Genomic DNA, 16,105 nt, shown 5'->3' with positions numbered 1-16,105 from the left:
ATTATTTATAATTAATATATTATTATAATTTAATATAATACTATTCTTTATAAGAAGGGATAAAAATACCTAGAACATCAGCAATGAAAATATAGTATGTTCTAGGTATTAGTAATAGAAAACAAAGGGGCTTATCTACCCATGTACACCATTAAAATTTGTATATCACTTGGGTTAATGCCAGGGATACGGGTAGCCTGACCTAAAGTACGCGGCTTTACTTTGCTTAATTTTTCGCGTGCTTCGTTGCCTAAAGAGCTGATTTTTGTATAATCAAAGTTTTCAGGAATGACCAGATTTTCCATCTCGCTCATACGTGCCACAATTTCTCTTTCTTTTTCGATGTAAGTCTGATATTTTACTTGTATTGCAGCTTGCTCAATTTCTTCTTTATTGTATTTTTTAAGAGCTTCTCCAAGAGCGGGCACAGCCTGTGCCAAATCTTGCAATTCCACACTAGGTCGGAGAAGAATTTTATCAGCTTTTTGCTTTTCTACAATTTCAGAAGAGTTGATGTGTTTTAGGAATGGATTGATATCCTCGGGTTTGAAAACTGTGCTTTTTAGAATAGCAATAATGTTAGCCACGTTTTCGTTCTTTTGGGTCACTCTTTCCATTCTCTCTTCACTGGCCAAGCCTAATTTGTAACTGATGGGAGTTAAGCGTGCATCTGCATTATCTTGTCTGAGCAGGGTACGATATTCAGCACGGGAAGTAAACATTCTATAAGGCTCTTCAGTACCCTTGCTGATAAGGTCATCTATCAATACGCCAATGTATGCTTCACTTCTTTGTAAGACTAACCCATCTTTTTCCTGTACTTTAAGATGCGCATTAATACCGGCCATTAGGCCTTGGCATGCCGCTTCTTCATACCCGGTTGTACCGTTGATTTGCCCAGCAAAGAATAAGTTGTCTATCAACTTCGTTTCAAGTGTATGTTTAAGCTGTGTAGGTGGGAAGTAGTCGTATTCGATTGCATAACCCGGACGAAACATTCTTGCATTTTCAAAACCCGGTACATTCCGGAGGGCTTCATATTGTACTTCTTCTGGTAAAGATGTAGAAAATCCATTCACATATATTTCTACAGTATTCCATCCTTCGGGCTCTACAAATAATTGGTGACGATCCCTCTCTGCAAAGCGATTAATCTTATCCTCGATGCTGGGACAATATCGGGGACCTACACCATCTATTCTACCGGTAAACATCGGGCTCCTGTCGAATCCGGTTTTTAAGATATCATGCACCTTTGTATTGGTGTAAGTAATCCAGCAGCAACGTTGTTGTTTGGGGTTAAGTTTAGGAGTATCAGTAAATGAAAAGCCTATTATTTCTTCATCTCCGTTTTGGATTTCCATTTTGGAATAATCCAAACTGCGACCATCAATTCTAGGAGGTGTTCCAGTCTTTAACCTATCACTTTCAAATCCTAGTTCCACTAGCTGCTCCGTAATACCACTAGCTGCTTTTTCAGCCACACGACCACCGCCAAACTGCTTTTCCCCTATATGAATTACACCATTCAGGAAGGTTCCATTGGTTAAAACAACTGTTTTTCCTTTAATTTCATGCCCCAATCCGGTAATAACACCGCATACACGCTTATCTTTTACTAATAAACCTTTCACCATATCCTGATAAAAATCCAGGTTAGGTGTTTGTTCCAGCATTTCCCTCCATTTTGCAGAAAAAAGCATTCTATCGCTTTGTGCACGAGGGCTCCACATAGCCGGGCCTTTAGATCGATTCAGCATTCTAAACTGAATCATAGTATGGTCCGTCACAATCCCTGAGTAGCCGCCCATTGCATCAATTTCACGGATAATCTGACCTTTTGCAATACCTCCCATTGCAGGATTACAGCTCATTTGGGCGATAGTTTGCATATTCATGGTTACCAATAGGGTCTTGGAGCCCATATTGGCAGCAGCCGCTGCTGCTTCACAACCGGCATGTCCGGCACCAACTACTATAACATCATATTCTGGAAACATAAGGGTGCAAAAGTAACAATTATTAAAACGACTGCAGCCTCCTATGTGTGAAATGACAATATTAATACGATAAACTATGTTTCACGTGAAACAGAACGAAATTTTGAAGAGAGTTTAAGGTTCCACGTGGAACATAATAAGTAGTTTGAAAAACAAAGTGTTTCACGTGGAACGTAAAGTAAAAATGTATTTTGAAAGATTAAGAAAGGTAGGTTTTTAACCATTGTTCCTCCATCGATCTCATTTGAGCTTGATCTTCTAAGGTTTTATCCTTATAACCTATGAGATGTAACACGCCATGAAAAATTACACGCAATAACTCTGTGTTTTGCGGCACATTAAAAGCTTTCGCATTGTCTTTTACCCTGTCTGTGCTGATATAAATATCAGATACCAGATTTGGAGAATTTTTTTCTGAAAGATCGAACGTTATAATATCAGTATAGTAATCGTGATTTAGATTTGTTTGATTTATGGAAAGAAGTTCTTCATCTGAGCAAAACACATAATTTATTTCAGCTCCGGTTTTTCCAACCTTGCGTAATTGCTGTATCAAAAAATCTTTTAGTCGCCTTCTTTCTTTTAAAGTAATAGGCTTCTGAAAGCAAAATCGAATAGAAAAATTTTTTAACGACATGTTCCAAAATTCGTAAACAAAACACAAACAACAATGCTTAGCTTTGCATTATGGAATTATTATTGTCTGATTTAGAACCGGGCCAGATAGCAACTATCGTGAAATTTACTACCGAGGAAATTTTTTTGAAGTTAATGGAAATGGGGTGCTTGCCGGGCGAAAAAATTGAAGTAGTACAAAAGGCATTGTTCAATGACCCTATGTCTGTTTCTGTGGCGGGCTATCTGCTAAGCCTTAGAACAGATGAAGCAAAACATATTGTTGTACATACTGGCGAATAATAACCCTAATGAAAATCGGACTTTATTTTGGTTCCTTTAATCCTATCCATCACGGCCATCTCATCATTGCAAATCATATCTTGAATGAAGAATGGGTAGAACGTGTATGGTTTATAGTATCTCCTCAAAACCCATTCAAAGAATCTGCATCTCTGCTCAACGAAAATCACCGCTATCATTTAGTCAATCTAGCTATTGAGGGCGATATTCGAATGAAGGCCAGTGATATTGAATTTACTTTACCGCGACCTTCTTACACAGCAATTACTCTAGCACATCTCACTGAAAAATATCCACAGCACGAGTTTGCTATCATTATGGGTGGGGACAGCTTCCAAAATATACATCGTTGGAAAAACGCCTCTTACATATTAGAAAATTATGAAATATTAGTATATAATCGACCAGGTTTTGATATTTTTGTCGATTCTACATCAAAAGTAAAAGTATTGGAGGCTCCATTACTTGAAATTTCTGCTACGCATATTAGGCGTTTAATCAAGGAAAGAAAATCAGTAAAATACCTTTTACCCGACAACGTTATTGAAGAAATTGAAAAGGGCGGCTATTATAGAAAATAACCCAATGCAATACTTACTGCTACCAGAATGGGTGGTGGAACGCGAGTAAATATCAGCGCAAAGGCCGAACCGAGAATGATGGCAATATTCCAAAATCCCAAAGTGCTTCCGTCAAACAATATCACATCCTTCAGAATGTAAAAAGTAGAACCAATCATAATACCTAGTACGGCAGCATTAATACCTTCGAGAGATCGATAAATTACGGCATATTTCTTCAACATATTCCAAATAGGAAAAAAGAAAAGCACCAGCAATGCACTAGGAAGAAAAATGCCAATCATTCCAATCACTCCTCCCAGAATTTGCATAGATGGTCCCATGTCTTTCAGGGCTAGTCCGCCCGAATAGGAAGCAATGGAAAAAACCGGACCCGGTACGGCACGCACAATACCGATACCGGTAAGCATTTCCTTTTTTCCTATTTGTATAACATTAGGGTTTTTGTTTTTCACTGCTTCAGGTCTTACGCTAAACTGTTCATACATTATCGGCATCAACACATTTCCGCCACCGAAAACCAGACTGCCCATACGATACGTATGTTCGAATAAATTGATAGGCTTGCGATAAGTCCAGTCGTTTTTACGCGCAGTTTCACTAAGCACACCCGCAATAATGAAAATAATTGCAAAGAGCCAGATGTTCCACCATCTGATTTTTCCGGGTTTGGTGTCTGTTTGCGGTATACGCTTGCGACTCAGATTGGTGACAATTCCACTGGCAATAATAAGAATAGGAACTATATAGGGCTTGCCAAAGAATAGAAATGTAGCAATGGCGGTAATTACAGCAATTACTCCGGTTATCAAATTTTTTACGGAGTAAGGTAAAGAGCTGATACAGGCAAAGATTAGAAAGCCTGCCGCCATGGGTACTATAAATTTAAAAATATCTGTGTGCCGAGATGAACCTTCGATATACTCTACAAAAAAGGAAAGCGCACACATGATAGTGCATGCAGGTAAAATCCATACAAGCAAGGTTAATATAGCCAGTACTGGACCTCCTCGTTTAAACCCAATTAATGTAAGCGTTTGAGTAGAAGAAGCTCCGGGTAACAGCTGGCAAAAAGCAGTATACTCCATCAATTCCTGCTCAGTAATATACGGCCTTTGCTTTACAAAAGTTTTCATCATCATTGCCAGATGCGCTTGGGGCCCACCAAAAGCCGTAAGGCCGTGTATGAAAACCAGCTTTAAAAATTCTAAGTGCCGCAAATACAACATGAGCGCGGAAAAAAATGAGTTGTGATGAATATTGTTTTTAAAGATAACGGATAAATATGAATCTAATTTCGCAAATATGAATAATAATTGCTATCTAACAGTAATATGAAAACATTTTTCGCGGTATTCTTTAATAAAGTACAGCTTGCCCTGTTTTTGATATTCGGTCAGAATGGTTTCCAACAATTTTTCCAATCGCGTATTGGGAGCTTTACGATTATTGAATCTTATATAAGAAATATCAAAAGAACAGCCGTAATTATGGGAGCTGGGTTTGGTAGTAACAGCATTAGTATTTATACGCGATAATCGTTTCTGATCATATAATGTACGCGTAACCGATGTAACTGTAAAAGTTTTCTTTTTGCTTCTTGTATAAAAAGTATTGCCGAGGTCTTTCAAAACTTTATAGGAGCGAGGGGTAAGGTAAGGTTTGCTATGTGTAAGTCTTGCAATAGTATAGCCACGATGCACACCTACTTTAACCAGCTTTTTTTTACTTACAAGAGCGTTTAGCTGAGAATTGTTCTGTATAAGTGGTATACCAGATCTCTGTGCGGCCTGAAGATGAGTATCATATACTGTTTGACCTGCTGCGTTGTATAGAACTAAAACAAATAACGGAAGTAGTAAGCGTTTTTGAAATTTCATTAATTTGATTCGAGTTTCTGGCAAAAGGGCAGCCAGAAAGACTGCCCTAAATATTTAATCCGCCACAGGCGCTAATCGTCTGACCCGTGATATAACTACTCAAGTCCGAAGCTAAGAACAGCGCCAGATTGGCAATGTCCTCAGGTTTTCCAAATCTGTTAAGAGGAATGTCTGCTAAATATTTTTCTGCCCCGGAATTTTCATTCAGATAGCTGGTCATATCGGTTTCTATAAATCCGGGAGCGATGGCATTACAACGAATATTCCGGCTTCCCAATTCTTTCGCCACGCTTTTGGTAAAACCAATAATACCTGCTTTACTTGCCGCATAGCTAGCTTGACCGGCATTTCCCATTACCCCAATTACAGAGCTCATGTTAATGATGCTGCCGCTTCTGGCTTTCATCATGGGTTTTAGAACCTGCTTGGTCATGTAGAAAACGCTGTTCAGGTTGGTATTTAATACTTCTTCCCATTGTTCCGGGCTCATCCGAAGCAAGAGATTATCGCGAGAGATACCGGCATTATTAACGCAAATATCTATTTGTCCGAATTCACTTAAAACATCAGCAACCAAACTTTCACACTGCTCAAAATTGCCCGCATTGCTTTTATAGGCTTTGGCTTTTACGTTAAGTGCTTTCAGTTTTTCTTCAAGGGCCGCTGCACGCTCTGCACTGCTATCGCTTACATAAGTAAAGGCCACATTTGCGCCCTGTTCTGCAAATTTTACGGCAATGGCTTCGCCAATTCCGCGGGCTGCACCGGTTACGATGGCTACTTTGTTTTCAAGAAGTTTCATGTAGTGATGAATTTTTGTGCGCTGCAAAATAAGTAATTATTTGTATGTAGGCGGTAATTAGCGGCAGATATTGAAATTATATCACTGCATTGAGAAGGGTTTGGAAGATTGTTTAATTTTATAAAAGAGTCATTACATCACTAATGCGAAATGATTTATATAACGGTGTCTTCTGTTTCTGCAAGGTAGTGTAATGTGTTGTGCAACAGAATATCCGTTATTTATTTTAAATTAAAGCTATCTTGCACACATGTCAATTCAGGATTTTTTAGTACCGGTAAACATACTGGAAATTACCGGCGATGAGCGTTACAAGCCCGGACAGCTGGGAGATACCATTAATATATATACCGAAACGTTTCCCGATGTGGAACAAGCCGAACTTATAATTGTGGGTTGTGGAGAACAACGCGGAGGCGGTATCATTGGTTCGGTTTCACAGGCTCCAGATATGATCCGAAAAAAATTTTATCAGTTGTTTTATTGGCATGAAAAAATAAAACTAGTCGATATTGGTAATATTCAACAAGGAGCTTCTTACAACGATACGCTTGTGGCCCTACAAATGGTCATTAGCGATCTCACTGCTCTGGGCAAAACAGTGATTATATTGGGCGGCTCGCACGATCTAACCCTTTCGCAATACAATGCCTATAAGAGCGCAGAACAGCTGGTAGAAGTAACAGGTGTTGATGCCTTAATTGATCTGGATATGGAGTCTCCATTCAAAAATGATAATTTTTTGATGGAGATGTTTACCTCAGAGCCTAACTATGTGAAACATTATAACCATATCGGTTTTCAAAGCTATCTGGTTCATCCCGGTATGTTGCAAACGCTGGACAAACTGAAATTTGATTTTTATCGGGTAGGACATGTGAAGGAAGATATGGATGAAGTAGAACCGGCGATTCGTAGCAGCCATATTTTTTCTTTTGATATCAATGCGATTGCTAATGCTTATGCGCCAGCCAACCTGCTTACACCCAATGGCTTTAACGGTGAAGAAGCTTGTAAGCTAATGCAGTATGCCGGAATGAGTAGTAATATGCAGTCTATCGGTATTTATGGATACAATCCGCAACAGGACAGGGAGGAACTTACCGCAATGCAAATTGCCCACATGTTATGGTATATTATAGATGGGCGACATCGTCGAAGCAAAGAGGCCGACATCAGCGATTTGGATAATTTCAACGAGTTTCAAATTGCATTTTCTGAAATTGAAACCTCTTTTCTGCAAAGCAAGAAAACAGGAAGATGGTGGATGCAGCTTCCTAACAAAAACTATATACCCTGCAGTTATAAGGATTATTTAATGGCGAGTAGAGATGAAATTCCTGAACGTTGGTTTAGAGCGCAACAGCGGTAATGGGCTATAATTATTGATGAACGGTAACAATTGGTTGGGCGTTTTTTCTACATTTACATTATAATTTTAAATATATGGTTAAGCAATTCTTATTGATAACATTAGGTTTTGTAGGCCTAAGTGTACAGGCTCAAAAAACAGCCGATCCAGTTCCCTTTGCTAAAACGATTACCGAAAAAGATCTGCAAAAGCATCTTACCATCATCGCCAGTGAAGAAATGGGCGGACGCGATACGCCCTCTCCAGGACTGGAAAAAGCAGCTCAATACATTGAGCAACAGTTTAAGGCTTTCGGGTTAAAACCCGGCAACAAGGGTTGCTTCAGACAACCCTTTATTCTGGAAAAAGACAGTGCTACACATTTAAAGCTGGAAATGGGAGAGGCGTCATTTAGGCCTTATGTAGACTTTGCTCCTTGGATTAGTATGCCACAACAGGCTTCTCTACGCTTCTCAGAATATGTATTTGTAGGATATGGAATTGTAGATGAAAATCGCGATGACTATAAAGATGTGGACGTAAAAGGCAAATTAGTTGTATTTCTCAACGGTCAGCCCGAAGGGTTTCGATCTAATAAACCCCGCAGACAATCTCCTGTATTTATTTCTAACAAGATTGCCAATGCCAAAAAGAAGGGGGCCGCTGCGGTGCTAATTATATCCGAGATGCTGCCATCGCGACAAATACTGGACATGTACCGTCCCAAAAATGAGCAGGCCGTATCAGAAGAAAATAGCGCCATCCCTGCCTTCTATATTAATGATAACGTATTGACTCGTAAGGGCTACACAATCAATCAAATAAAATCTCTTGTTGGCAATCAGGTAATAGATCCCATGATTGAAGAAGCCCAGGTAAATATTGAATACAAATCTGGAAAAGTAACAGCTACCGTAAGCAATGTTATTGGTATCGTAGAAGGTACGGACAAAAAAGACGAATATCTCTTTGTGACCGCACATTATGATCATGTAGGAACAGATGAAAAAGGTAATATTTATTATGGTGCAGATGATGATGGTTCCGGTACTGTTGCTGTAATGAAAATGGCCGAAGCTTTTGCTAAAGCCAAAAAAGCCGGAAAAGGACCTCGTCGTAGTATAGCATTTATGCTGGTGTGTGGTGAGGAGAAAGGTTTGTGGGGTTCAGAGTATTATTCCGATAATCCCATTTATCCACTTGAGAAAACAACCGCTAATCTGAACATCGATATGATTGGACGTATCGATACCGAAAGATTAAGCGCTGATACACTAAACTATGTATACGTAATTGGTCATAATAAATTAAGTACCGATTTGCAGCCAATTTTGGAAGGGATGAATAATAAATACACCAAATTGGTACTGGATTATAAATTCGACGATCCCAATGATCCACATAGGATTTATTATAGAAGCGATCATTACAATTTTGCCAGAAAAGGCGTTCCTATTTTATTCTTCTACGATGGCATGTTGCAGGCTGATTACCACAAGCCTACCGATACCGTGGATAAAATCAACTTCCCACTATTAGCTAAAAGAGCACAGCTGGTGTTTTATACAGCCTGGGATATGGCCAATAGGGATGAATTGCTGAAACGCGATCTGAAGTTAGATCAATAGCGAATCCTTTTAAAAAGCATATTATTAAAAGCCCGGTTACACCCGGGCTTTTATGTGCGTATATAAAAAGTGAAGAGATTTCAACAATAACGATACAGTTAAACGCTGTGAATAAATATTACTTGCAATAAAAAAGTTTTTACCAAAAAATGTAATAAAAAAACGGTTCCCAAACATTTGGGAACCGTTTTAAAAAGTATACTAACACAAATTTTACCAACCCAAAACCCAAGCGAAAATCAACGGAGCAACAATTGTTGCATCGCTTTCTACAATAAACTTGGGAGTGTGAATATCCAGTTTACCCCAGGTAATTTTTTCATTAGGAACAGCACCACTGTATGAGCCATAGGATGTAGTACTGTCGCTGATCTGACAGAAATAACTCCAGAAAGGAACATCTTCCCAACCCAGATCTTGATACATCATGGGTACTACACATATGGGGAAGTCTCCAGCAATGCCCCCTCCAATTTGGAAGAAGCCTACACCCTTGCCACCGCTGTTAGCGCGGTACCATTCTGTCAAGTAAACCATATATTCGATACCGGTTTTAACAGTGCTGGCCTGGAGTTCGCCTTTGATAACATAGCTGGCAAAAATGTTTCCTGTTGTACTGTCTTCCCATCCCGGACAAACAATAGGAAGGTTTTTTTCTGCAGCAGCTACGATCCAGCTGTCTTTAGGATCAATTTCATAATACTGCTCCAGCTCTCCACTAAGGATAATCTTATACAAATACTCATGTGGAAAATACCGTTCGCCCTTGGCTTCTGCTTCTTTCCATTGTTTTACCAGATGGCTCTGCAAACGACGGAATGCTTCTTCTTCAGGGATACAAGTATCGGTAACCCGATTATAATGATTTTCCAATAAGTCCCATTCATCTTGCGGCGTCAGATCTCTGTAATTAGGTACTCTTTTATAGTGCTTGTGTGCCACCAGATTCATTACGTCTTCTTCCAAGTTGGCACCAGTACAGGAAATGATATGTATCTTATCCTGCCGAATCATTTCTGCCAGCGATAACCCTAATTCGGCTGTACTCATGGCTCCGGCAAGTGTCACCATCATTTTTCCGCCCTCCAGCAAATGTGCTTCATAAGCTTTGGCGGCATCCATCAATGCGGCAGCATTAAAATGTCTGTAATGATGCTGAATAAAATTAGAGACAGGTCCTTTACTCATGATATAAACTTTTTTTATTCGCCTTCAGATCACAAAACTGTGAGACAATGCGGATGACAAAAGTACTGTTTATACCACAAAACATAAAACCTCAAAAAAGGATTGGTTTTGTGAAAAAATATTTAGATATTTGTCTAAATATATAAATGTTGAAGTGACGATTAATACTGTTTTCAAAGCGCTGAACGACGCCACCCGCAGGGAAATATTAGAACTACTGCGAAAAAGAGATATGACTGCGGGAGAGATTGCCGACCATTTCAGTATTTCAAAACCCAGCATTTCCCATCACCTGGAATTACTGAAGCAGGCCGATTTGGTGGTATCTGTCAAGAAGGGGCAATTTGTAGAGTATTCTCTGAATACGACCGTCATAGACGAAATGCTAAAATGGTTGATACAACTAAAAGACAATCGGAAATAAAACATACCAATATGAAACAACTGTTGAAAATGCTTTTATGGGTAGTTTTTATGGCACCATTGATATATCTCATGAATATATGGAATGAACTACCTGAGCGCGTACCACTCCATTTTGATATAAATGGAAATGCCGATAGATATGGCAGCAAAACTGAACTGGCTGCGATAGTAGGTATAATGGTTGTGGTAAGCATACTAACTACACTACTTATCAGAAATATCCACCGTATAGATCCTAAGAAGAAATATACAGCCGATAGTTTGAAAAAAATGAAAGAATTATCCGTTATCATGGCTGTATTTTTATCTGCACTTGCAGCGGCAATTATTTACAGCGCCTCCAATGGTACTACACTTTCAACCGGAAAGTTTATCTTTATAGGAGTAGGATTATTGTTTGCAATTTTGGGCAACTATATGTATAATATAAAGCCGAATTATTTTATAGGCATCCGAATTGCAACCACACTTGAAGATGAAAATAACTGGAAAGCAACCCATCGTTTAGCAGCTCCGCTATGGCTTGCAGGAGGCGTATTGATTGTACTGCTGGCATTGGTGCTCCCACTAAAGCCAGCTTTGTATGGTATGGGTATTGTGTTTCTGTTGATTATTATTGTGCCCATTGCATATTCTATTTATTTATACAAAACAGGTAAGTAGTTTTAAAAACAGTACATTCACTTTTTAATACCATACTATGAAAAACTTTTTATTATTCTTTTCACTGATACTATGTAGTGTAGCATTTGCACAATACAAGGAAGACTCTCTTACTTTACACACATCCTCTGGCGATTTATATGGAAGTCTCATTGTTCCTGCCAATACCAACTCATTCGATGTAGTCATCATTCAACCAGGATCCGGACCTACCGACAGAAACGGAAATAACCCAATGGGTGTAAAAGCCAATAGTTATCGTATGCTGGCCGATTCGCTGGCAAGATACGATATAGCCACATTGTTAATTGATAAGCGCGGTATTGCTGCAAGCGCTAAATCTTTTACAGATGAATCCAAAATAGTTTTCGAAGATTATATAAAAGATTTAGAAGAGTGGTCACAATTGTTAAGAAAGGACAGCCGGGTGAAGCAGATCGTTTTAGCCGGTCATAGCGAAGGCTCTCTGATTGCTATGGTAGCCGCGCAACGAGTAAAAGCTGATAAATATATTTCCATTGCCGGCCCTTCCAAACCCATTGATGAAATTCTCAGTTGGCAGTTGAAACAACAAGCGCCAGCATTAGCATCCGCTGCCGATTCTATTCTACCACAATTGAAAAATGGACAAACTGTAGCAAACATTTCTCCTGAGTTGAATATACTATTTAGACCTAGTGTACAGCCATATCTCATTTCATGGATGAAGTATAATCCTTGCGAAGAAATCGGTAAATTGACCATCCCCGTGCTAATTATTCAAGGAACAACTGATTTGCAGGTGCAGCAAAGCGAAGGAGAAGCTCTTCATACTTGCAATAAACAATCGTCTTTATCAATGATCGAAGAAATGAATCATGTTTTAAAAAAAGCAACAGGAAACAGAATAGCACAAGCCGCGTCCTACAGTAGCCCCGATTTGCCCATTCCCCAGCAATTGGTTGCAGATATAGTAACATTCATTAAGAAATAATATATGAACTATTTGGCACATGCATATTTATCCTTCAACCATGAACAGATTTTACTGGGGAATATGATCAGCGATTTTGTAAAGGGCAAACAACAATATAATTATCCCCAATCTGTTCATAAAGGGATTGTATTGCATAGAGCCATCGATGCATTTGCCGATATTCATGCTGCAACTAAAGAGGCTAAAACTGTTTTTAAAAAAGCCTATCGTTTATATAGCGGAGCGTTTATTGATGTAGTAAACGATCATTTTCTTGCTTTAGACACCGCAACCTTTACCAAAGACTCGCTGTTCGAGTTTTCCCAAACAACGTATCATCTTTTAGAAAAACAAGAAGCTGTTATGCCCGAAGCTTTCCGGCGCATGTTTTTCTATATGCGTAGCCAGAACTGGCTGTATAGTTACAGAACAAGAGAAGGAATTTATCAAAGTTTTGGTGGCTTAGTAAAAAGAGCCGCATATTTGCATGACAGTTCGCAGGCTGTGGAAATTTTCGAGCTGCATTACGACTTCTTGAAGGAATGTTTTGATGCGTTGTGGCAGGACATGAAACCCTTTGCCCGCTATACTTTTGAAACGTTATTGCAGCAATAAAGAATTAATAATATTTATTAGCAAGAAACATTTGTAAAATCTTTAAGATGAAGAGTCTTTCGGTTGCTGTTTTGTTTTTATGGATACTCGTTTCCGGTTGTAAGGAAAATAGTAAGACTGCCGCTGAAAATATGGATGCGGAACAACAGGTGAAGAATGATAGTATTGCTAACTTAACACCTCAGCGGCCCCAACCGCTACAACAAACAGAAGAAGAACCAGGAATTTATGCAGAAGTAGACCTTTCTCCAATGGATATGAGTTATTATCCGCATAAATTTCCGCAATTAAAAATGGCAGGTTCCGGAGATTCCCTACCCGTGATGAGGGTAATATATAGTCGTCCTCATTTGCAGGGGCGTAATCTTTTTGAAGATATAATAAAGTTCGGTGAAAATTGGCGTTTGGGTGCCAACGAAGCTACAGAACTCGATATATTTCAACCGGTTACTATCGGAGATAAAAAACTAGCCCCCGGTCGTTATACATTATATGCTATTCCCAAAGCAGGCTATTGGACAATTGTGGTAAACGAAGAGCTGGACATGTGGGGATTAAAGCAAAACGAAGCCAAAGATTTAGTGAGAGTGCAGGTACCGGTTACTTACTACAATCCGCAACTGGAATATTTTACTATGGTTTTTGAAAAAGCCGATTATGGAGCGAACCTGATAATTGCATGGGATGATGTTGTAGCCAAGCTTCCTATTAAATTTTAGAACAGGCTTTAACACTTTTAAAAGAGTAAGACATTTCTTATGTAAAAACAAAAAGGGAGGAGATAAGAATACCCCCTCCGTATAGTTTTACATGAGAAAAAAAAGTTCATATTTGTCTTATGAAAGACAAAAAGTGTCTATTCTAGGCTATTTTTTGGTGGAATCCCCTCTTTTGTATTTTCCGGCAAGTTCTAGATCCCCGTTGCTATTAGCATTGAGATGGATATAATGACTGTTATCCTTTAATACAATTTGGTATTGAGTCCCAAATTTATTGGATATTTCTGTTACACCAAAAATTTCTTTTCCTAAATATTGATTTTTAACATTATAAAGGATGTTTGCTGGCAATTCGCTTTCCCCGTAATAACGAATGGTCTGCACCAGTCTTCCTTTTTGATCAATAGTAACCCGGGTTTTAATAGACGCCAGCGTGAAAAATGCTTCATACTGTTTTCCTACGTTGTTCCATGTAACATTACTAGCTCCTTTAAAAAGCTCATTAAACGTTTTCACCACTTTTTCGTTGTCGGGAAGATTTATGGAAGCAGCGTTGGCAGCAACGCTAACAAATAATACAGCAGACAGAATTAAGGCTTTCATCTCTTAAAAGTTTAAAGGTTGTTTAATTGTTTTTTGTTTATTGTAACACAAACATACTTCAGCAAGGCTCCTTCAGTCAAGTGTTTACTGGTAAAACCCCTGTAAATACTCGGTGAACGACGTTTTTTCGACCGTGAAAAGATATTTTTATCATCACCGATGTGTGCTTGTATAATCAAAGAGCGCTCCTTGTTCATTGTAAAGGTAAAGCCGGCAGTTACCTATATACAAGCGAAATGAGGACCAGCGGTATGCTGAGCTTTGTTAAACAATTTTAAAGAATAAGAATTCGTTGTTTTTTCTCAACGAACGGTTTTATTGTTTTTTAAACGGCAACAAAACAAAATCAGATTTTTTATTATGATTTTGATTTTTGGATGCACGGTTATAAGAGCTCTTCACAAAACCATTTATGCTCATTGACATTTCTTATACGTGAGAGAAGGCTCAAATGTTACACGTTAAAACCGAAAAAATTTTGAGAATGTAATCAATTAACATTTTTGTAGAGGTTATTCGGGTTGCTATTTTTACTACCTTCAATGTTCTTAAAAGAATAATGAGATGAATCGCGATACTAAAATCATTCATGCCGGGGTAGAGCCAGATCCCTCTACCGGAGCTATTATGACTCCCATATTTCAGTCTTCCACATTTGTGCAGAGTGCCCCTAATGAACACAAAGGATATGATTATTCCCGTGCCGGAAATCCAACGCGTACGGCATTGGAAAAAGCTTTTGCCGAATTGGAAAATGGTAAATATGGTTTGGCTTTTAGTAGTGGGGTAGCTGCTACCGATGCTGTATTGCGACTGTTGAAACCGGGAGATGAAGTGATTGCTGCAAAAGATATGTACGGAGGCACATACCGATTGTTTGCTACGCTCTGGGCCGATTTTGGTATTAAGTTTATTTATGTTGATACAACGGATGTGGCTAATGTGGAAAAAGCCCTAACTCCCAACACCCGAATGTTATGGGTGGAGACGCCCACCAACCCACTAATGAAAATTACCGATATCGAAGCGATGGCTGCTCTTTCTCAAAAAGCCGGGGCATTGCTCGTTGTGGATAATACATTTGCTTCGCCCTATTTGCAGAACCCATTAGATTTAGGAGCTGATATTGTTATGCATTCTGCCACAAAATATCTGGGTGGCCATAGTGATGTGATTATGGGTGCGCTGATGATGAACAGCCAAGAGCTGCGCGATAAATTATATTATATTCAAAAAAGCTCCGGAGCGGTACCCGGACCCTTCGATTGCTTTTTGGTATTAAGGGGTATCAAAACGCTACACGTACGCATGCAGCGGCATTGCGAAAACGGAAGAAAAGTAGCACAATTTTTAAAAGCTCATCCCAAAGTAAAAAATGTGTATTGGTGCGGATTTGAAGATAGTCCCGGATATCAAATAGCCAGAAAGCAGATGCGTGATTTCGGTGGAATGATGAGCTTTGAATTAAAAGACGCCTCCATCGAAGCGGCCTTGAAAGTTTTAAAGGGAACCAAAATTATAGCCCTAGCAGAAAGTTTGGGTGGAGTCGAGTCTTTAATCAACCATCCTGCCTCCATGACGCACGCTTCTGTTCCCCGCGAAGAAAGACTCGCCAACGGCTTAAGCGATTCGCTCATGCGTTTGAGCATTGGTATCGAAGATGCTGAAGATTTAATTGCCGATCTGCAGCAAGCTATCGGGTAAGATCGTTATAAAAGAGGATGCTTGTTATTATAAATAATGCACCGCATTATTACAGGGCTTTGCTGCTCTAAA

Annotated in this window: 17 protein-coding genes; 10 read left to right on the top strand and 7 right to left on the bottom strand. The window is 39.1% G+C overall.

All coding sequences use genetic code 11. The annotated features are described in order from the left end of the window. Positions 1-131: 131 nt before the first annotated feature. Together mnmG and ybeY are read right to left on the bottom strand one after the other, a co-directional pair. Complete coding sequence (gene mnmG / locus V2H41_RS08910; protein ID WP_330974799.1) at positions 132-2,000, bottom strand: tRNA uridine-5-carboxymethylaminomethyl(34) synthesis enzyme MnmG; 1,869 nt, start codon at positions 1,998-2,000, stop codon at positions 132-134. A 199-nt stretch (positions 2,001-2,199) separates the two neighbouring features. Further along, positions 2,200-2,637 (bottom strand): rRNA maturation RNase YbeY, encoded by a 438-nt coding sequence (ybeY, locus tag V2H41_RS08905; RefSeq protein ID WP_330974798.1) that lies wholly within the window; start codon positions 2,635-2,637, stop codon positions 2,200-2,202. Positions 2,638-2,687: 50 nt separating this feature from the next. Here ybeY and V2H41_RS08900 point away from each other — a divergent pair, with 50 nt between their 5' ends. Both V2H41_RS08900 and nadD read left to right on the top strand, forming a co-directional pair. Beyond that, positions 2,688-2,918 carry a FeoA family protein gene (locus V2H41_RS08900; protein WP_330974797.1) on the top strand — a complete coding sequence of 77 codons (231 nt, stop codon included), beginning with the start codon at positions 2,688-2,690 and terminating at the stop codon, positions 2,916-2,918. 8 nt (positions 2,919-2,926) lie between these two features. Next, entirely contained in the window at positions 2,927-3,499 is a 573-nt protein-coding gene (gene nadD / locus V2H41_RS08895; protein ID WP_330974796.1) for a nicotinate (nicotinamide) nucleotide adenylyltransferase, read from the top strand. Here nadD and V2H41_RS08890 read toward each other — a convergent pair. The 3 genes from V2H41_RS08890 to fabG form a co-directional block, all read right to left on the bottom strand. Further along, positions 3,487-4,728 (bottom strand): chromate transporter, encoded by a 1,242-nt coding sequence (locus V2H41_RS08890; RefSeq protein ID WP_330974795.1) that lies wholly within the window; start codon positions 4,726-4,728, stop codon positions 3,487-3,489. The genes nadD and V2H41_RS08890 overlap by 13 nt on opposite strands. 90 nt (positions 4,729-4,818) lie before the next feature. Then, positions 4,819-5,379 carry a DUF5715 family protein gene (locus V2H41_RS08885; protein WP_330974794.1) on the bottom strand — a complete coding sequence of 187 codons (561 nt, stop codon included), beginning with the start codon at positions 5,377-5,379 and terminating at the stop codon, positions 4,819-4,821. A 46-nt stretch (positions 5,380-5,425) separates the two neighbouring features. Beyond that, positions 5,426-6,181: a 3-oxoacyl-[acyl-carrier-protein] reductase gene (gene fabG / locus V2H41_RS08880; RefSeq protein WP_330974793.1), complete on the bottom strand. Its 756-nt coding sequence runs from the start codon at positions 6,179-6,181 to the stop codon at positions 5,426-5,428. Positions 6,182-6,431: 250 nt separating this feature from the next. On the opposite strand from fabG, the gene V2H41_RS08875 reads away from it, so the two are divergent. Continuing rightward, positions 6,432-7,553, top strand: a complete 1,122-nt coding sequence (locus tag V2H41_RS08875; RefSeq protein WP_330974792.1) for a formimidoylglutamase — start codon at positions 6,432-6,434, stop codon at positions 7,551-7,553. A gap of 74 nt (positions 7,554-7,627) precedes the next feature. Further along, positions 7,628-9,160 carry a M28 family peptidase gene (locus V2H41_RS08870; RefSeq protein ID WP_330974791.1) on the top strand — a complete coding sequence of 511 codons (1,533 nt, stop codon included), beginning with the start codon at positions 7,628-7,630 and terminating at the stop codon, positions 9,158-9,160. Positions 9,161-9,373: 213 nt separating this feature from the next. Here the strand turns inward: V2H41_RS08870 and V2H41_RS08865 are convergent, their stop codons facing one another. Continuing rightward, the gene (locus V2H41_RS08865) at positions 9,374-10,348 is read right to left on the bottom strand and encodes a deoxyhypusine synthase family protein (protein WP_330974790.1); all 975 of its coding nucleotides are present in this window, start codon (positions 10,346-10,348) and stop codon (positions 9,374-9,376) included. 130 nt (positions 10,349-10,478) lie between these two features. Here V2H41_RS08865 and V2H41_RS08860 point away from each other — a divergent pair, with 130 nt between their 5' ends. From V2H41_RS08860 to V2H41_RS08840, 5 genes are read left to right on the top strand one after another with little or no spacing between them, the layout of a single operon-like run. Then, positions 10,479-10,772 carry an autorepressor SdpR family transcription factor gene (locus tag V2H41_RS08860; RefSeq protein WP_330974789.1) on the top strand — a complete coding sequence of 98 codons (294 nt, stop codon included), beginning with the start codon at positions 10,479-10,481 and terminating at the stop codon, positions 10,770-10,772. Between the two features lie 11 nt (positions 10,773-10,783). Next, positions 10,784-11,437, top strand: coding sequence for an SdpI family protein (locus V2H41_RS08855; RefSeq protein ID WP_330974788.1), 654 nt, complete (start codon positions 10,784-10,786; stop codon positions 11,435-11,437). A 37-nt stretch (positions 11,438-11,474) separates the two neighbouring features. Beyond that, positions 11,475-12,410 (top strand): alpha/beta hydrolase, encoded by a 936-nt coding sequence (locus tag V2H41_RS08850; RefSeq protein ID WP_330974787.1) that lies wholly within the window; start codon positions 11,475-11,477, stop codon positions 12,408-12,410. Positions 12,411-12,413: 3 nt separating this feature from the next. Further along, the gene (locus tag V2H41_RS08845; RefSeq protein WP_330974786.1) at positions 12,414-13,007 is read left to right on the top strand and encodes an acyl carrier protein phosphodiesterase; all 594 of its coding nucleotides are present in this window, start codon (positions 12,414-12,416) and stop codon (positions 13,005-13,007) included. Between the two features lie 47 nt (positions 13,008-13,054). Beyond that, positions 13,055-13,726 (top strand): DUF2911 domain-containing protein, encoded by a 672-nt coding sequence (locus tag V2H41_RS08840; protein WP_330974785.1) that lies wholly within the window; start codon positions 13,055-13,057, stop codon positions 13,724-13,726. A gap of 147 nt (positions 13,727-13,873) precedes the next feature. On the opposite strand, the gene V2H41_RS08835 is transcribed toward V2H41_RS08840, so the two are convergent. Further along, the gene (locus V2H41_RS08835) at positions 13,874-14,329 is read right to left on the bottom strand and encodes a hypothetical protein (protein WP_330974784.1); all 456 of its coding nucleotides are present in this window, start codon (positions 14,327-14,329) and stop codon (positions 13,874-13,876) included. A 564-nt stretch (positions 14,330-14,893) separates the two neighbouring features. On the opposite strand from V2H41_RS08835, the gene V2H41_RS08830 reads away from it, so the two are divergent. Then, positions 14,894-16,033 (top strand): cystathionine gamma-synthase, encoded by a 1,140-nt coding sequence (locus tag V2H41_RS08830; protein ID WP_330974783.1) that lies wholly within the window; start codon positions 14,894-14,896, stop codon positions 16,031-16,033. Positions 16,034-16,105: the final 72 nt, after the last annotated feature.

It is taken from the genome of Niabella digestorum (genome assembly GCF_036409055.1).
GTDB classification, from domain to species: domain Bacteria; phylum Bacteroidota; class Bacteroidia; order Chitinophagales; family Chitinophagaceae; genus Niabella; species Niabella composti.
The sequence above is the reverse complement of the archived record's forward strand: the minus strand, read 5'-3'. Positions and strand labels throughout refer to the sequence as shown.